The sequence below is a fragment of the Phycisphaeraceae bacterium genome (assembly GCA_019636655.1).
Taxonomy (GTDB): domain Bacteria; phylum Planctomycetota; class Phycisphaerae; order Phycisphaerales; family UBA1924; genus JAHBXB01.
In genome coordinates, this window is the sequence record JAHBXB010000002.1 from 390627 (window position 1) to 408372 (window position 17746).

Consider the following 17746-nt stretch of genomic DNA (forward strand, 5'->3'; position numbering starts at 1 on the left):
AGGGAATCTTCATCGCGCGAGCGCATCTGTGCGCCAAATCGCGATGGTGCGCGCCCCCGCGCTTGCACCGCCCGCAACCCGCACTATCTTCCACCTCGTCCGGAGCACCCGCGCTCGGCGCCGTCGCGCCGCTCGCGCTGCCCAACGAAGGGGGAATCTCTCAATGAACGCACCAGCCGCCCACCCTCGCGAATCCGCACCCGCCCCGCGCACCCGCCAACTGCACGACGCCCGCCGCGCCGCCCTCGAATCCCTTACCCGCCTCGCGGCCGACACCACCAACCCGCGCGAAGCCCGGCTCGCCGCCGAGGCGATCCTCGCCATCGACGACGACATCTTCGATTCTGACTCCGAGTTCGAGCCCGCGCCCGCCCCGCCCAAGCCCGCCGATCTCAAGCCGACCAACCCCCGGTCCCCCGCCCCCGATTCTCCCGACCCGCGCGATCTGCCCGCCCCCGCCGCGGAGCCGCCGCGCGCACGGCCCACTCCACACCCGACTCAATCCCTGGCCGACCTCATCGCCAACCGCCTCGATCCGCTCCGTGCGTCACTCCCCGGCGAATCGCTCCAACTCACCCAGCGCGCAGGAACGCTCTCCCGCCTCGACCGCGCGGCGCCGCCTTCATCCGGCCGCCCCGCTACAGGCTCGCCAGCCAGTCGTTGATGAACGTCGCGATGTCCGACGGTTCAACCGATCCGTTCCCGTCCCAATCCGCCGTGGGCGATGTGCCCCCGGAGAGGGCCGCGAACCACGTGTTGATGAACGCGGCGATATCCGATGGGTCGACCGAGCCGTTCCGGTCGAAGTCGCCCGGCTTGAAGAAGGGCACCAGCGCCATGAGCACGTTGTACGCCTGGTCCGATCCCGAACCCCCCGGCGCGGAGGGATCCACATACTGCCCGTCACCGTTGAAGTCGTACACGATCTTCGCCCGGAACACCAGCGCGCCCAACGTCGCGTTGGATCCAAACGGCGCGCTCGCCGGGTTCGCCCCGGGGAACGCGTCCTGCACGATGTTCCCCGACCACACCGCCCCGGAGTCCGCCGAGTCGCTGTCCGCCAGGCCCATGAACTGCACCTGGTAGTTGCGGCGCCCGTTCAGCCCGAACACCACGTCCCCAGTCTTGTACAGCATCTCCAACGCGTACCCGCCCGTGCCCGGGTTGTAGTTCGCACGCAGCAGCGCCACCGTCTTGTTCGCCAGCGGACCGCCCGTCGTGTTCAGCGCCACCGTCGACAGGAAGTACAGGTTCCCCGCCCGGTCCATCGCCGGCGCCGAGATCGACGGCCCGCTCGACGAGCCCGGGAACACCTCCGACCGCAGCGCCAGACGCCCAATCGGCGTCGCATCCACGATCCCGTCCCCCTCTCCCGTGTCGCCCGTCCCCGGAACCCCGTCCAGCCCGAAGTCGCCGCGGATCGCCTTGCTCAGCCCGCCAGCGGACCCCGAGGCGCCGCCCGTGTGCGCCGCCACCGTCCACGCCACGTCGCCCGTCGCCGCGCTCACCCGCGCCACCGCGATGTAGTTGTCCTGACTCTGCGGCAGCGACCCGCCCCCGCCCGTCGCGGCCACCGTCGCCGCCGCCAGCAGGTCGCCCCCGGGCAGCACCGTGATCGCCGCCTGGCCGTTCCCGCCGCGGAACGCCACCTGGCTCTGGTAGTGCGTGAACTCGTGCGCCGAGATCGGCGCAAACGTCGCCCCCGGCGAGTACCCGTCCGTCGGGTCCACGATCTGCGAACTCGACAGCGGCAGGCTGATGCGCTGCTGGCTGTCCACCGTCCCATCCTTGTTCACCGCGAACAGGCAGATCCCCCGGGTGGTTGTGTTGTTGTCGGTCCTCGACAGCGCGGCCCCCGTGCCGGCGTCGTTGGTCCCGTTCGCCAGCCGCGGGAAGATCGTCGCGGCGAACGTCATCGTCCCGCGCACCGACCCCGTCGGCGCGGGGAGGTGATCCCGCGTCGTCGCGGTGGTCCCCGCCGTCGGCTCGTACACCATGTTCGAGGCGAAGTCCGCCGCGAGCATCACCGGCCGTCCCGCCACCGAGCTGGGGATGATCGTCGGGGTCGACAGCGTCGTCGACGAGTTCGCCGCCGTCTCCAGCACGACCTGCGTCGCCGGCCCGTCCGCCGCCGTGGCGTTCGACCCGCCCTGCAGCAACTGGTTCACCTTGGTCAGGTCCCGCAGCGCCGAGTTCACCCGCACCAGGTTCTTGTTCAGCAGGCGGGAGGAACTGATCAGCCCCTGGCTGTCCGCCAGCACGTGCACGTTGCCGTCGTCGTCCACCCCGCCCAGCCCCATCGACGCCGTTGCGATGTTGCCCGCGGCTGTCGAGGGCCGGTTGCTCAGCGCCACGAACCTCGACACGTACAGGCGCGTCGGCCGCCGCACCGCGACCCCCACCACCCCGGTGATGATGTTGTTCTCATCGTCGCTGTTCCCGAACACCGTGTCCGGCCCCCCGCCGAACTCCATCATCGCCGCGCCGAACCGGAACACGCGCAGCCCCGCCGTGCTCAGCGTGCCGTAGTTGCCCGTCCCGTCGTCAGTCGGCGTGCTGTTGAACTGCGTGTTGACCCCCTGCCCCGCCGTCCGCCACGCCTGGTACGTCGGCCGGATGATCGGCCCGTATCCGAAGACGTTCGATGCCGCCTGCGCCCCGATGAGATGATTGAAGTACACGATCCCCGTGCTCGTCGAACGCGACGACTTGAGGATCGGCCCGATCGCGTACTTGCCGCCCCACGACGACGTGACCGTCTGCAGGTCGACTACGAAGTCCTTCTCCTGCATCGACGGCACGCTCGTTCGGTAGGCGTCCAGGGCATCCCCCGGAAGGCCCCCGGTCGTGATCACCGAGTCCTGCGCGTGAGCAAGGCACGTCAGCGACAGCAGCGCGCCGGCGGCGACGCAGAGATGGCGGGCGGGGTTGGACTTCGGCATTTCAGACTCCTGCATCGGTCCGATTACGCCCCAAGTGTCCCGAATGTTCTACGAACCTCGGAAGCCCAGGGGCGCAGTCCGACCGTCGGTGGACGTCGGACACTCCAAAAGTCTACACCCTGCCGCTCATTGTGCGAGGTTTCCGCCGTCCGCGGCCATCTTCGCGTCGATCCGCGACTTCTCCCGCAGGAAGAACTCCCGCCACTTGGGGTCGGTCTCCAGCAGCAGCGCCCGCTGCAGCCGCCGGGCCGTCACGTCGTTAGTCCGCAGCAGGATGTGCGTGTCCAGCCGGATCGAGTACCGCAGCGCATCGAGGTAGTTCTCGTCCCGGTCCAGCGCCAGCGTGTAGTACCGCGCCGCCTCGTCCGCGTAGCCCCGCTGCTCCCACAGCACCCCCAGGTTGAACATCGGCCTGGGGTCCTTGGGGGACAAGTCGCCCGCCATGCGGAACGCCGACGCCGCCTCCATCCCCTCGCCCTTGGCCAGCAGCAGCGCCCCCATGTTGTTCCACACCATGGGCATCTCGCGGTACTGCTCCAGCGACTGGCGGTACAGCGAGATCGCCTCGTCGGGCTTGTTGTTCTTCTCCGCCGTCTGCGCCGCGAATGCCAGGCTCCTCGCCTTGTCGAAGCGGGCCGACATCTCGGAGTAGTTGGGCGGATCGATGAACTGCTGCTTCGTGTTGCTGCACCCGGCGAGCGCCGCCGCGCCCATCGTCAGCAGGAGCGGCAGGGTCCAGGTCCGGCGTGTGCAGGTGCGGTCGGTCATGAACTAACTCCCCCGTTCCAGACGGGACAGGATGATGTCGGCGTTCCACTTCCCCGCGGACTCCGCCCCGGTTGCCGGCCGCAGCTCCAGTTTCTGCGTCTCCAGACCGGTGAGCCCGACCGGGTTCTCGCCCGTCGCCTTCGTGAGCCACGCGATCAGGGGCTGCGCGTGCGCCCCGGAGATGGCGATCGTGTACAGCTTCTTGTTCCCCTCCCCGTGCTGGCGCGTGCGGTCCTCTCGCTCGGTGATGTTCAGGGCCGGTCGCTTCGGCAGCCCGACCTGCTCCCCGAGCTGCTCGAGCTTCGAGAGGATCTCGGGATCGGGCGCGTTCAGCTCGCGGCTCGCCGAGGAGGTCAGCCGGTGGTACTCGTCCACCAGCCCCCCGACGTTCGACGCCTGCCCCACCACGCCCTCGGCGCGCCACCGCGCCGCGCTCAGCGACTGCCACTTCAGCGACGCGTACCCGCCCGCCAGCAGCAGCGCGCACACCGATGCGAACACGAGGTACCGCGGCTGGTTCGACCGGCGCGTCGACTCCGCGGCCATCGCCATCTCGAGCCGCGCCTCGTCCATCGTCGGCCCCAGGGGAGACTGCGGCGCACCGGTCATGATCCCGCCCCCTCTCGCCGGCGCGTCGGCCAGGTCCCGTCGAACCGGTACTGCCGGCGCGCCGTCCCCGGGCTGCCCGCCGATTCGCCGCGCCACGACATCACGCCCGTCGACTGCCGCAACTGCAGCAGGATCGACGACCCCGCCGAGGCGTCCGCCTCCGGCAGGCTGATCAGCACCGACCCGGGAGTGACCGCGTGAAACGTCAACTGCTCCAGCTTGACCCCCTCGTGCCCCGCGATCGCGTCCATCACCCGCTGGAACTCCGCCAGGATCGGCGGCTCGTGTTCGATCGTCGTGCGCGACCGCTTGAGTTCGTTGATCTTCGACCGCAGCATCGCCACCGGGTCCGGGGCCTGCAGGATCCCCGGGATGTCCGTCGCGAACTCCGCCATCGACTGCATGATCTCAGCCTGGGCATCGTCGGCGTGCGAATCGACCCGCGCCGCCTCCGTCGAGAGCCGCCATCCCAGCACGCCGATCAACCCGCTGAGCGCGAGCGTCGCCAGCGCCATCCACCGGTACATGCGCCGGTGCGGACGCCCGGGCCGGCGCGACAACTCGACCATCGCGACCCGCGGGTCCGACGCGATCGAGTCGTCGTCGGGCCGCTGGGCGAGGCGCGCCAGCGTGTCGCCCACCGGGTCCTCGCTGCGTCGGGCATCCACGGGCGCCCCGTGCCAGGCGCCCACGAGCATCTCGACCGGGTCGGGCTCGAATGCGCCCGGATCGGCCAGTGGATCGCTCGCCGTGTCGGGCCCGACCAGGATGATCCGCGCCGGCGAACGCCCGATCTGCGAGGCCCAGGCGAGCCAGTCCGTCGTCAGCCGTCCGATATCGGTCCGCGTGCAGACCAGCGCCCGCTTGGAGTCCTCTGCGACCGCCGACGGAAGCCGGCGCGTCGAGCCCAGATCCTCCGGCTCCGCGGTCTCCTCGGGCTCGGCAAGGTCGATCGACCGCAGCCGGATCGTGCCCCCCGCGAGCAGGTCGCCGCCGACCGACCACGACCAGATGAGCCGCCCCGGCTGCGCCATGAGCACCACCGCCGTCACCGGCGAACTCTGGGCCGCCTCCCGCTCCAGCGCCCGCTGCAGATCGTGCGCCGCCGGACCCCGGTTGGCCGATGGGTCCCACGCCAGCGACATCGCGTGCCACAGGCTTCCGACCGCGCGGACCTCCACCTTGAGCGAATCAAGTTCGTCCAGGAACACCCGCACCGGCGCATCGGGCACCGAGAGCACGGCCAGACGCCGCCGCTCCTCCCCAGCGCCCCGGCGCGACGGCCGGGCCCGGACCGTCGTCGAGTCCAGCGCCTGCAGCGACCGCTCCAGCCCGACCCCCGTCGCGGCGACCGCGAGCGGGCTCCCCTCGGACCGCGACCCATTGTCCCCCTCGTCGAGCGAGGCGGTCTCCGAGGTCATCATCGCGGCGGCGAGGATCGCCGGGTCCGCGCTCGGCGACGACACCCACATGCACAGCCCGCCCTCCGAATCGATGCTCACGCACGCCAGTTCCCGCCGCGACCGCCCGAGTTGTTCCGCGACCCACCGCGCCGCGGCGCGCGCGGCGCCCAGCGCCGCGCCGGGGTTGATCGGCGCCGACGAGGACCCGGCATCGCCGATCCACGACCGGTCCAGTCCGGGGCCGACAAGCCTGACGCGCTGGATCAGAGACCCGCCCGCATCGCGCTGGAGGTAGCAGACGATCCCGCTCAATGGGGACTCCCGCCGGACTTGGCGCCGGCGCCGGCAGCGCCGGGCGTCACCGGCACCGCGCGCTTGGACCCCGTGCCGCTCTGGTCGGTGGCCGACGGCGCCGCCCGGGACGGCGGCGCGACCGCGCCGGTGGCCGCGTTCTGCCGGTTGCGCGCCTCGTCTCGCTCGAAGGCCTCGATCCGCTCCCGCTCCTCCTCGGGCAGCGTGTCGTACCCGGGGATCTGGGCCCGCGGCGGGGGCGAGCCGCCAGGCGTGGACGCCGCGGCCGGGTTCGGTCGCGGGACCCGCCCCGTCCGGGCGTCGGGCCAGGTGCGCTCCACCTTGGCCAGGTGGATCGCCCGCGGCCCGGAGCCGTCGTCGACCATCACGTGGTCCGCCGCCACGCTCAGCAGCCGGATGCCGCCCAGTTCGTTCCCCTCCGCCACCAGTTCCTGCGTGCCGTTGACGACGATCATCGCGTGGGAACGGCGCGGACCCACAATGGACCCGACGTACTTCCAGTCCTTGGAGTCGGCCGCGGGCGCCGCCGCGACCACCGGGTGTTCGCCCTCGGGGGTCGGCGGGGGCACGACATCCGCCTGGGCGATCGGGCTGGGGTTCATCTCCTCCAGCACCGAGACAATGGTGAGCACGTCGAGCGGGTGGTCGACCGTCGGGCTGACCGGCGGCTCGTCGATCGACGCCGCCGCTCGCTGCGGGAGGGTGGCCCGGACCGGGATCGCGGCGACCGCGGCGGCCGCCATCAGGAGCGCGAGAACGCCGCCACGGGCCCAGATCGTGCGCTTGCGTGCGGTCTCTCGGTCAACGGCCATCGGATCCTCCGGTGGGACAATACGGGGGCTGAGCGGTGCCGACCAAGATCGGTCATCGACCGTCTTGGGGGAGATCCTCCCAGGAAATGATGACGACGCTCGAGGCGCCGGGGGACGAGGACGTGGGCGGGAACTGGACAAGGCCCCCCTGCAGCGACTGCTCGGTCGAGGAGCCGCGCCGCGTCGCGCGGACCTCGATCCGGTACAACTCCGGGGTCACGGTCAGCATGGACAAGATGCGCCCGGTCTGTTCGTTGGTCAGCCCGGCGTCACGCGCGGCGTCGGCCAGGTCGGTCGCGACGAGGCGGCGGTCCACCCGCTTCTGCATGATCTCGTTCGCGAACGGGACGGCCCGCCGCGGGGCGCCCGCTGCGGTGGCGACGGCCTCGAGGACCTGACGCGGCGCGGAGTTGACGCTGATCGCGGGAGGGCCTGCGGTTCGGAACAGGGGCTCGCCGCCGGAATCGGCATCGGTGAGCAGGCGGGCGACCTCGCGGACGATGTTGCCGCCCGAGCCGCCGCGGGCGGTGGGATCGCGAAGGGCGGTGCCCTGCGCATCGGTGAGGTAGACGGTGTAGTTGGCGGATCCGGCTTCGAGGTCGAAGGCCCGGCCGTCGTCGTCGAGGCTCTTGGGGATGTCGCCGGCGGTGCTGCGGATCCAGTCGGCGACCAGTTCCCGGATGCCGAGCGAGGTGTGGTGACGCCGGTAGACGCGGACCTGGTTGTCCACGGCCAAGCGGGCGGAGGATTGAAGTTCGAGCAGGATCGCCGCGGTGATGCCGCAGAGCAGCGCCAGGAGCATCACCAGTGGTAAGGCGAAGGCGCGGCGGCTGTGGTGGCGGCGGCGGGTCATTGCTTGCTCCCTGTGGCGCCGGTGGCGGTCGTGGACTGCGCGGCGCCCGCGGCGGGGGTAGGAGTGCCTGTGACCGGGACATCGCGGAGCGTCGGCGGGGGCGCGGTGGAGCCGCGCCGCATCACGACCGTTCCGGGCTCGGCCCCGGTGCTCCAGCCGACCTCGAAGAGCCATTCGTGCCGCGTGCCCGAGCGGGTCTGGACCTTCAGGCGGACGTAGGCGGGGAGTTCCTGCGAGGAGGTCGCGCTCGCCTCGGAGAGCCACTCGCGCTTGCGGTAGACATCCCACCGGCACTCGACCAGGCCCGAGGCGAGGCGGGCGCGGCCCATGTCCACCGGCTCTGGGGCCGGGGGCGCAGAGAGGGAGTCGGAGTCGGCGGGCGCCGCATCGGGGATCACGGCGGTCGCCGCGGAGGCGATGGGGCGCCACCAGAGGATCCATGTGGGGCGCGTGTCGCCGCGCTGGGGCTCATCGCGAGTCAGTTCGAAGGCGCCGCGGACGCCGTCGGCGATCTCCCACTCCTGGGGCGCGGCGTTGGTGGTATCGCTGGTGTCCGGCGAAAGACCGGTGCGCTTCGGCTCGGGGGCGCGCCGGCGGGCCGGCGCATCGTCCGGGGCCTTGGCGAACGCGGGAGCGGCGCGGACCGCGACCTCGAGTCGCTGCACGGGCTGATCGCCGCTGGCGAGGGTCCACATCCGCATGCCCTGGGCCGGATCGGACTCGAGCAGGAGGCGTGGCGCGGCGGGGGGCGTGATCGGGCGTGCGCCGGCGGACTCGGTGGTCACGAGTGCGGCGGTCGCGGCGTCGGTGCGGTTTGGGGCCGCGGAGGAGTCTGTCTTGGCAGATCCGGTGGAGGAAGCGCCGTTGGCGCCGCCGGACGCGAGCGTGGCGCTGGTTGCTACGGACAGCGTTGACGAGTTCGGCGATGATGCGGAGCCGCCGGATGCCGCGGGGGTCGAGCCGTTCGCGGCCGCGGTCGTGCTGCCCGTCGCCGACGTGCTGCCCGGGCGGGCGCCGGCGCTGTCGGAGAGGATCAGCATCTGGAAGGCCCGCTCCATGGCCTCCTGGGTGCGGGAGAGTTCGACCGTCTCCTCGACGTGGACCCGCTGACGGGAATCCTGCTGGGAGATGAGGCTGAACATGCCGAGGGCCGCGAGCATGAAGAGGACGCCGAGGACCGCTGTGAGCATGACCTCGAGGAGGGTGAACGCGCGGGCGCTGCGGGATGGGCGGCGGACCGGGGTCACTTGGGGGCGCCTCCGGTGGCTGGCGCGGGCTGCGGCTGCGCGGCCCTCGCGGCGGCGCCGGCGGTGATGCGGGTGATGAAGTCGGTCAGCCCGCCGGGCTTTCCGGTGACGGTGTAGTCCCATGAGTCGGGGTTGCGGGACATGATGGCCATGGGGTCGTAGAGGCGGGAGAGGGAGGCGACCTGGTCGCCAGCGACGGCGAAGCGGCCGTTCTGCGACTTGGCCTCGTCGACCGCGAAGATGCGGAACGTGATGCGCTTGAAGCGGTTGTAACCGAGGGTCTGCTCGACGCGCGCGGTCGCCTCGGTGGGCTTGACGCGCATGGTCACGGTGTCCTCGTCGAGTTCCCACTTGTAGCGGAAGCCGAGGTACTCGACGGTCTTGCCGAGGGAGTTGATGGAGGTGTCATCGTCGAGGTACATGACGATGAGCCGGTTGGCGAGTTCGTAGCCGCCGGCGCGCTGGCGGTCGTCGGCGCGAAGGCGGCTGATGAGCGTGACGGTGCCGGTCATCGCGATGGCGACGAAGGCGAGCAGGGCGATCGCCAGAGTGACCTCGAGCAGCGAGAAGGCGCGGGCGCTGCGCCCCGGGCGTGCACGGCGGAGGGCGGTCGGGTTGGCGAGGCCGGCTCCGCCGGCGGCAGCGTGCATGCGGGGATCCCGGTGGGCGGTGTGAGGGGAGGAAGAGGGAGGGGCTACTCCTTGTCGAGGAACCAGACGTTGACGTCGTCATTGGTGCCGGGCTGGCCGTCCTTGCCGGCGCTGTAGAGGGAGTAGTCCTTGCCCTGCTCCTGGCCGGGCTTGAGGTAGATAAAGGGGCGCTTCCAGCCGTCGGTGGGGATCTTCTCAAGGATCGGGGCTGACCCCTGGGTGAGCAGGAGCAACTGGCCCGAGGAGGGATAGTCGCCGTTGCGGCTGTAATACTGATCGAGAGCGGACTTGATCTGCGCGATGCGGGTCTTGGTGACACCCTCAAGGGCAGCCGTGCTCTGGCCGGCGATGTTGTAGATCACGACCGTCGCGAGCAGACCGATGATGACGACGACGAGCATCATCTCCAGCAGGGTAAAGCCGCGTCGGAGAGCGGTGGTTCGGAGCGGGGTGCGGGCAGATGACAGCGGTGCGGGCATGGAGCGCCCTCCTTTGGGGTGCGGGATTGTCGGTGGGTCTGGTCCCCACCCTGACAAACGGTACGAGCCAGATGATATTTCGGATCGCGGGGCGATCTTGCCTTACAGGGGCTGTTCGGGTGCCGTTGCGCAGCGGTGGGCGTTCTCAGCCGCCAGGGGTGATCTTGAGGGTGAGGAGGGGAAGGAGAATTGAGACCAGGAGCGACCCGATGATGAGGAACATCATCACGATCATGATGGGCTCCAGGGCGGCGAGGAGGCGGGTGGAGCGTCGATCGACCTCGTCGGCCATGTCGCCGGCGAGGGTGGAGAAGGCGTTCTCGAGATCGCCGGAGCGTTCGGAGGCGATCAGCAGGCGGCGGGTGGCAAGGGGGAGGGCGTCGACCTCTTCGATCAGTGTGCGGAGGAGCCCGCCGGAGATCAGCCGGGTGCGGAGGCGTTCGAGCTGTGCGCGGAGTTTGGGGTGCTGCACGGCCTGGTTGGCGACGCCCAGGGCCTCGGCGATCTGGACGCCCGAGCGGACCATCGCGGCCATGGTCGAGAAGAAGCGGGCGGCCTCCTGCGCGAGGATGACCTCGCGGATCAGGGGGAGGGTGCGGACGACCTTGGCGATAAGGGCCCCGACGCGGGCCCGGAGCACCAGCACCGCGACGATCGCGCCCGCGGCCAGGAGGCCGAGCAGCGTGAGGTTCTCCTGCATCCAGGTGCCGGTGGCCATCACGATCTTGGAGTAGAGGGGGAGCTTGATGCCCATCTCGGAGAGCCTCGAACCAAGGAGCGGCACGACGCCGATGAGCATGCCGGTAGCGATAAGGATGCTGATCGAGAGGACGATCGAAGGGTAGATCATGAGCGTGGCGGCCTTGCCGGAGACCGCGAGCTGGCGGCGGGCGGTCTCGCCGAGACGCTTGGCGGCGCCGGCCAGGTCGCCGGTGCGTTCGGCGCCGCGGTAGACGGCGATGGTGACATCGTCGAAGCCGCCGACGGCCTTGCAGGCGTCGCCGAAGGAGGAGCCGGAGGCGACAAGGTCCTTCATGCGGTCGATGCGGCCCTTGGCGGAGGGGCGGACGGCTGAGGCGGTGACCTCGAGGGCCTCGACGAGGGGGACGCCTCGGGAGAGGAGTTGGGCGAGTTGCTCGTTGAGGGCCTCGTGGTCCTTGAGGGTGAGGCGCGAATCCTGTCCGGCCCAGGCGGGGAGTCGCCACCACTTCATGAGCATGAGCGATTCGCGCCGGAGGGACTCAGCGAGAGCGGAGGCGGAGCGGGCCTGCCGGACTCCGAACTTGCGGCGCCCCCCGGCGCGGACGGCGATATAGAGGAAGGAGGATGGTCCGGCGATGCGGGTCATTGACACGGATCCTACGTTCGACGGGGCGGGCGATTGCAGGGGGGAGGATCGCACTATCCTTCGGCTCGACCGGACGAGATTCGTTTACGTGAGAAGAAGAAACGCATGAGCGCCACTGCCACTGGAACCCGATCCGTGACCACGGTATCCCCGACGACAACGACGGCCGCGTCAGCCCGCACCATGAGGAGCCTGGTGAAGCACCATGCGGGTCCGGAGTTGCAGATGATGCAGCGTCCGGTGCCCGAGCCGGGGCCGAGGGAGGTGCTGATCCGGGTGAAGAAGGCGGGGATCTGCGGAACGGACCGGCACATCTGGGAGTGGGACGCGTGGGCGGCGGGGCGGATCCCGGTGGGGATCATCACGGGGCACGAGTTCGTGGGAGTCGTCGAGCGGGTGGGGAGCGCGGTGACGCGGGTGAAGGCCGGGGAGCGGGTGAGCGCCGAGGGGCACATCTCGCCGGGCGTGGGGTACAACGCGAGGACGGGGAACGCGCACATCGCGAGTGGGATGGTGATCCTCGGGGTGGACCGCGACGGGTGCTTCGCGGAGTACGTGTGCGTCCCTGAGGAGAACGTCTGGCCGGTGGATCCGCGGATCCCGGACACGGTCGCGGCGGTGCTCGATCCCCTGGGGAACGCGGTGCACACGGTGATGGCGGCGGGGGTGAGCGCGAAGTCGGTGCTGGTGACGGGGGTGGGAATCATCGGGCTGATGGCGGTGGGCGTGGCGAAGGCGGCGGGGGCGAGCCGGATCTTCTGCACCGATGTGGACGCGAAGCGGCTGGCTTTGGCCAAGCGGCTGGGAGCCGCCGAGGCGTACGACGCGCGCGATGCGGGGTGGATCCAGGATGTGCGGAGCCAGTGCCGCGGCGATGGGCCGGACGTGCTGCTGGAGATGAGCGGGGCGCCGGCGGCGATCGACGCGGGGTTCACGGCGCTGCGGATGGGCGGGACGGCGGCGCTGTTGGGGATCCCGTCGAGGCCGATCACGTTCGACCTGAACAACCACGTGGTGTTCAAGGGCGCGACGGTGCTGGGGATCAACGGACGCAAGATGTTCGAGACGTGGTACCAGATGGAGGCGCTGCTGCTGAGCGGGCGGCTGCGGCTGGATGAGATCATCACGCACGAGATCCCGATGGCGGACTTTGCGAAGGGGTTCTCGCTGATGCAGAGCGGCGAGGGGATCAAGGTGGTCCTGTCGATCGGCGAGTAAGTCAGGTCGCGGACGCGACTTGGATGGGTTGCGCGTGTTCGGCGCGGGAGCCCATGGGAAACGCGTGATCATGCGGGGTTTGCGTGTCCGGGCTTGACACCGGGTGTGCTTGCCGTTCAACTCTCTCCGCCGGGGAGACCCGGCCGAGGAGTGTGGAGTTTCCGGACATTGCACTTGGTTTGCCGCGGGGCACAGAGAGCCCTCGCGGCGGCAGACCGCCCCCATGGCCGTGGCACTGATGATGTTGCACCGGCGCGTTTCTCACGCCGGGTGGTGTTGGCTGCGCGTGGTCTGGCTTCAAATGGGGTGACGCAAAGGGCGCGGTGCCATGACGCATCCCGCCCCTTGCTGTTTTGGGGCGGGCGCTGCCGGGGCTCAGTGGCCGCCGGCGTGCGCTGACTTGGCGGCGGGCTTGGCCGACGGCTTGGACTTGGGTTCGGCGTGCTTCGCTTCGCCGTGTTTGGCTGAAGCAGAGGAGTCGCCGTGCTTCTTGTCGGCGTGGCCGGCGGGGGCGGACTTGGCTGGGGTGGACGGAGCGGCCGACTGTGCAGGGCGAATAAGGACGACCGTCCAGAGCGCCGCCGCGGTGACGAACGTGACGAAGGCGCACCATGCGATGGTCTGACGAGTCGAAGGCGACACCCGTTCAGCGCGGAGGGCGAGCGGGGCGAGGAGCCTCACGGCGATGCCGGGCCCGCGTGGTGCGGCCGGTGGCGCCAGCGGCGGAGGTTCGGGCTTGGGCGCTGGGGACTCCGGCTGCGCGGCGGGTGCCGCGGCCGGAGTTGCAGGAGCGGGCGTCGGCGGTGGGTTGGTGGCGACCGCCTTGGCGAGGGCGGGGGTCTGATCCTCCTCGGCGAGGGCCTTGCCGGCTTGTTCGGCGAGCGAGGCGTCGAGTTCGGCGATGGATCCGGCGTCTGTTGTGGGTGCGGGCTGAGTATCGGCGGCCTGAGGGGGCGCTGACGCCGCGGGCTCGGCCTGCAGTTCGGACTGGATCTCGGAGAGGATCGACGACGCCTGCGCGAAGGTGCCCTCGGGGGACGATGGCTCAGCGGCCTGTGGCTCGGCGGCCTTGGGTTCGGCTGGCTGGGGCGCCGTGGCCTCGGGGGCGGGTTCGGCGGGCGGTGTGTCCGCGGCCGGGGGGCTTGCCGGCGCTGGGGCCGGGGGCGCCTCGGGGGCTGACGGCGCGATCATGGACCCGACCGCCTCATCGAGGTCGCTGGACAATTCCGAGTTTGGCTTGGCGGTCTGGTTCATCAGGTGGGGCGCGTGGGCGGCCGCAGGGGGCGGTGTTCCGAGATCATCGACGATGCGAGAATCGCACTCAAGAGCGGTGTGGCGAGGAGGATGGGCGGAGATGGTCCGTGGCGGGTTATGCTCGGCGCGAGGGTCCGATTACTCCCAGGGAGCGGCTTGGCGATGCACCGGATGATTGTTGATGGTGATGCGGGTGTGGCGGAGGGGGCGCTGGTGATCGTGACGGGCGAGGAGGCGAGGCACGCTGCGCGGGTGAAGCGGGTGGACGAGGGGGAGGCGGTGGAGTTGATGGATGGGCGGGGGATGGTTGCCTCGGGGGTCGTTGAGCAGGCCGATGCGGGGCGCGGGGGGCGAAAGAGCGAGCGGGAGCCGGCGGTGGCGGTGCGGGTGGGCCGGGTGAGGAGGGAGTCGGCGGTGTCGCCCCGGGTGGAGGTGTGGACGGCGGCGCCGAAGGGTGGGCGCGTGGATGAGATGGTGGAGTTGCTGAGCCAGGTCGGGGCCGCCGCGTGGGTGCCTGTGAGGATGGCGCGGAGCGTGGTGAAGCCGGGGGAGACAAAGTTGGCGCGTCTGGAGCGGATCGCGCTGGAGGCGATGAAGCAGTGCGGGCGGGCGTGGGTGATGGAGGTGGGAGCGGAGCGAGGGCTTGAGGAGGCGCTGCGGGGACGGGAGGGAGTGGAGGTGGTGGTGGCGGACGCATCTGGGGATGCGTACGAGGGTGTCGCGGCGAGGGAGGTGCGCCTGGTGGTGGGGCCCGAAGGAGGATTTACGGAGTCTGAACTTCTCGCGGCGCGGGAGGCCGGGGCACGGATCGCGCGGTTCGGGCCGCACGTGATGCGGATCGAGACGGCGGCGGCGGCAGGCGCGGCGGTGGTGCTGAATGCGGCAGGCGGGGCGGCGCGCTAACAATGTGATGGGTGGCGGCGTGGCGGCAAAGGAGCATGGCATGGGACGTCGCGTGCTGATCGGGCTGGTCGCGTCGATGGCGGTGGGATCGATCGTGCTCGGCGCGACAGGTCAGCCGGAGAAGCCCGCGGCGGGCGGCGCGGCGGACGCGGCAGCCACGGGGAGCGGGCTTGATGCGGCGCACCGGGCCAAGGCGCGGGCGATGATGGACAAGGCGGTGGCGTACCTGCGGAGCACACAGGACGGGGCCAGCGGCGGATGGAATGTGCCGCCGGCAGATGGGAAGAAGCCGCACCTGCCGGCGATCACGGGGCTGGTCGTCAACGGGATGCTGCTCGACCCGGCGGTGGCGCGGGACGACGCGGCGGTGATGTCAGGGGCCAAGTACCTGCTGAACTTCCAGCAGGCGGACGGGGGGATCTACGACCGGGTGATGCCGAGTTACAACACGTCGATCTCGCTGTCGGCGCTGGCGAAAGTGAACACACCGCAGGCAAAGGCGGCGATCAAGCCGGCGCAGGACTTTCTGCGGCGGCTGCAGTACAGCGAGGACTCCGACCCGGCGGTGGGCGGGCCGGAGGCGAGCAAGCCGGTGACGAGGACGAACCCGTACTACGGCGGGATCGGGTATGGCGGCGGCGGTCGGCCGGACATGTCGAACCTGGGGTTCATGCTGCAGGCGCTGCACGATTCGGGCGTCGCCGCGGAGGACAAGGCGTTCCAGCGGGCGCTGGTGTTCCTGGAGCGGTGCCAGATGAGCGGGGACGTGAACGACCAGGAGTACGCGAAGGGGTCGACACAGGGCGGGTTCATCTACTCGACGAGCGAGAACAAGGACAAGGTGGGGTCGGGCGAGTCGAAGGCGGCGGTGATCGAGGAGACGATGGATGATGGAACGAAGGTGAGCCGGCTGCGGGCGTACGGGTCGATCACGTACGTGGGGTTCAAGAGTTACCTGTACGCGAACCTGGCGCGGAACGACAAGCGGGTGGTGGAGGCGCTGGGGTGGATCAAGGACAACTACACGCTGGCGGAGAATCCGGGCGTGGGGATGGAGGGGATGTACTACTACTTCGTGATGTTCAGCCGGGCGCTGTCAGCGTGGGGCGAGGAGGCGATCGTCGCGTCGGCGCCGAAGGGGGACGGGGGCGGGAGCGCGGAGCCGCGGAACTGGCGGCACGACCTGATCGACCGGCTGGCGGAGTTGCAGAACGAGGATGGGTCGTTCAAGAGCGTGAACAACCGGTGGATGGAGGGGGACCCGGTTCTGATCACGGCGTACGCGCTGACGGCGCTGGGGGCGGCGGCGGAGTAGGGCGCGGATCGACGCCGCCTACAGCATCCTCGCCGCGAGGCTGGCGAGTTCGCTGCGCTCGGACTTGGTGAGCGTGACGTGGCCGACCAGGCCGATGCCCTTCATGCGCTCGACGACGTAGGAGAGGCCGTTGGAGGACTGGTCGAGGTAGGGGTTGTCGATCTGGCCGATGTCGCCGGTAAGGACGACCTTGGTGCCCTCGCCGACGCGGGAGATGATGGTCTTGACTTCGTGCGGGGTGAGGTTCTGGGCCTCGTCGACGATCATGAACTGGTGGGGGATGGAGCGGCCGCGGATGTAGGTGAGGGGCTCGAGGACGACCTTGCCGTCGGCGAGGAGTTTCTGGATGCGCTGCTCGGTGGAGTGGCTCTCGGCGGACTGCATGGGGGAGCCGCGGTTGGAGAGGAGGTAGTCGAGGTTGTCGAAGATGGGCTGCATCCAGGCGGTGAGCTTCTCGTCCTTGTCGCCGGGGAGGTAGCCGATATCGCGGCCCATGGGCATGATGGGGCGGGCGACGAGGAGCTTGTCGTAGCGTTCCTCGTTGAAGACCTTGGCCATGCCGGCGGCGACGGCGATGAGCGTCTTGCCCGTGCCGGCGGTGCCAAGCAGGGTGATCATCTTGATCTCGTCGTCGAGGAGCAGGTCCATGGCCATGGTCTGCTGGACGTTGCGGGGCATGATGCCGAAGGTGGGCTTGCGGGGGGCGGTGACGGGGATGAGATGGTCGGTGTCGGCGAGGCGGCGGGCCAGGCCGGTGTGGCCCTCGTCCTCGATGTCGCGCATGACGAGGAACTGGTTGGCGGCAACCTCGAGGCCCTCGGCGGGCTCGCCGTCGATGAAGCCGGCGTTCAGGCGGTCCAGCGCGAGCATGCGCTGGCTGTAGAGCTCGTCGATGAGATCGCCGGGGAGGTCGAGGTTGAGGAAGCCGGTGTAGAGGCGCTCGGCGTCGACCTTCTGGTTCTCGAAGTCCTCGGTGCGGATGCCCAGGGCATCGGACTTGATGCGGGCGTTGAGGTCCTTGGAGACGAAGACGGTGCGCACGCCGGGGCCGGAGCGCGCGGCGGTGGACTGGCCGGAGTGGAGAGCCCAGGCGACCGCGATGATGCGGTTGTCGGCGGTGTCCTCGCCGATGACGGTGGGCCGGGCGTGCTCGCCGACGTCGATGCGGACGGTGCCGGTGCGGCCGCCGCTGGCGGCCTGGCCGACGGTGGGGCTGGTGTCGCCCCAGCGGACGCCGTCGGCGAGCCGGCCGAGGGTGCGGAGACGGTCGAGGTGGCGGATGCACTCGCGGGCGTTACGGCCGATGTCGTCGTTCTGCCGCTTGAGCTTGTCGAGTTCCTCGATGACGGCGAAGGGGATGACGACCTCGTGCTCCTGGAAGACGAAGAGGGCGTTGGGGTTATGCAGGAGGATGTTGGTGTCGAGCACGAAGTGCTTGATGACGCCGTCGTCGGTGTCATCGGTGAGGTGCGCGACGGGGTTCGCCGCCGGGGCCGACGCCCGCCGCGAGGGCTGGTGGCGCGTGGATCCGGGGGTCTGCGGGGCGGTCGTGTCTGGCATGATCGCGGGGCACTCCATCGACCGGGCGCGGCCCACGGGTGCGTTCCTCGCACCGGACCACCGCGTCCGACCC

Annotated in this window: 16 protein-coding genes; 4 read left to right on the forward strand and 12 right to left on the reverse strand. The window is 70.4% G+C overall.

The window, feature by feature from the left end:
- The first annotated feature begins 163 nt into the window (after positions 1-163).
- A complete protein-coding gene (locus tag KF745_07080; protein ID MBX3358174.1) occupies positions 164-664 on the forward strand; it encodes a hypothetical protein in 501 nt (166 codons plus the stop codon).
- On the opposite strand, the gene KF745_07085 is transcribed toward KF745_07080, so the two are convergent.
- From KF745_07085 to KF745_07130, 10 genes are all read right to left on the reverse strand, one after another.
- Positions 639-2942, reverse strand: coding sequence for a hypothetical protein (locus tag KF745_07085; GenBank protein MBX3358175.1), 2304 nt, complete (start codon positions 2940-2942; stop codon positions 639-641). The two genes, KF745_07080 and KF745_07085, sit on opposite strands and share 26 nt — an antisense overlap.
- A gap of 126 nt (positions 2943-3068) precedes the next feature.
- Positions 3069-3710 (reverse strand): tetratricopeptide repeat protein, encoded by a 642-nt coding sequence (locus tag KF745_07090; GenBank protein ID MBX3358176.1) that lies wholly within the window; start codon positions 3708-3710, stop codon positions 3069-3071.
- A gap of 3 nt (positions 3711-3713) precedes the next feature.
- Entirely contained in the window at positions 3714-4319 is a 606-nt protein-coding gene (locus tag KF745_07095) for a hypothetical protein (protein ID MBX3358177.1), read from the reverse strand.
- Positions 4316-6034 (reverse strand): hypothetical protein, encoded by a 1719-nt coding sequence (locus KF745_07100; protein ID MBX3358178.1) that lies wholly within the window; start codon positions 6032-6034, stop codon positions 4316-4318. Before KF745_07100 ends, KF745_07095 begins: the two co-directional genes overlap by 4 nt.
- Positions 6031-6846, reverse strand: coding sequence for a hypothetical protein (locus KF745_07105; protein ID MBX3358179.1), 816 nt, complete (start codon positions 6844-6846; stop codon positions 6031-6033). The genes KF745_07100 and KF745_07105 overlap by 4 nt, the downstream gene beginning before the upstream one ends.
- A 52-nt stretch (positions 6847-6898) precedes the next feature.
- A complete protein-coding gene (locus KF745_07110) occupies positions 6899-7699 on the reverse strand; it encodes a hypothetical protein (protein MBX3358180.1) in 801 nt (266 codons plus the stop codon).
- Positions 7696-8946, reverse strand: a complete 1251-nt coding sequence (locus tag KF745_07115; protein MBX3358181.1) for a hypothetical protein — start codon at positions 8944-8946, stop codon at positions 7696-7698. The genes KF745_07110 and KF745_07115 overlap by 4 nt, the downstream gene beginning before the upstream one ends.
- Entirely contained in the window at positions 8943-9596 is a 654-nt protein-coding gene (locus KF745_07120) for a hypothetical protein (protein MBX3358182.1), read from the reverse strand. Before KF745_07120 ends, KF745_07115 begins: the two co-directional genes overlap by 4 nt.
- A gap of 44 nt (positions 9597-9640) precedes the next feature.
- Entirely contained in the window at positions 9641-10075 is a 435-nt protein-coding gene (gene gspG, locus KF745_07125) for a type II secretion system major pseudopilin GspG (protein MBX3358183.1), read from the reverse strand.
- Between the two features lie 145 nt (positions 10076-10220).
- On the reverse strand, positions 10221-11423 hold the full coding sequence (locus tag KF745_07130; protein ID MBX3358184.1) for a type II secretion system F family protein: 1203 nt from the start codon (positions 11421-11423) through the stop codon (positions 10221-10223).
- Positions 11424-11558: 135 nt separating this feature from the next.
- Between KF745_07130 and tdh the strand changes: the two genes are divergently transcribed.
- Entirely contained in the window at positions 11559-12641 is a 1083-nt protein-coding gene (gene tdh / locus KF745_07135; GenBank protein ID MBX3358185.1) for an L-threonine 3-dehydrogenase, read from the forward strand.
- Between the two features lie 375 nt (positions 12642-13016).
- On the opposite strand, the gene KF745_07140 is transcribed toward tdh, so the two are convergent.
- A complete protein-coding gene (locus KF745_07140; GenBank protein MBX3358186.1) occupies positions 13017-13895 on the reverse strand; it encodes a hypothetical protein in 879 nt (292 codons plus the stop codon).
- 162 nt (positions 13896-14057) lie between these two features.
- Here KF745_07140 and KF745_07145 point away from each other — a divergent pair, with 162 nt between their 5' ends.
- Both KF745_07145 and KF745_07150 read left to right on the forward strand, forming a co-directional pair.
- On the forward strand, positions 14058-14798 hold the full coding sequence (locus KF745_07145; protein ID MBX3358187.1) for a 16S rRNA (uracil(1498)-N(3))-methyltransferase: 741 nt from the start codon (positions 14058-14060) through the stop codon (positions 14796-14798).
- 40 nt (positions 14799-14838) lie between these two features.
- The gene (locus KF745_07150) at positions 14839-16113 is read left to right on the forward strand and encodes a hypothetical protein (protein ID MBX3358188.1); all 1275 of its coding nucleotides are present in this window, start codon (positions 14839-14841) and stop codon (positions 16111-16113) included.
- An 18-nt stretch (positions 16114-16131) separates the two neighbouring features.
- On the opposite strand, the gene KF745_07155 is transcribed toward KF745_07150, so the two are convergent.
- Positions 16132-17673 carry a PhoH family protein gene (locus KF745_07155; GenBank protein ID MBX3358189.1) on the reverse strand — a complete coding sequence of 514 codons (1542 nt, stop codon included), beginning with the start codon at positions 17671-17673 and terminating at the stop codon, positions 16132-16134.
- Between the last annotated feature and the right edge of the window lie 73 nt (positions 17674-17746).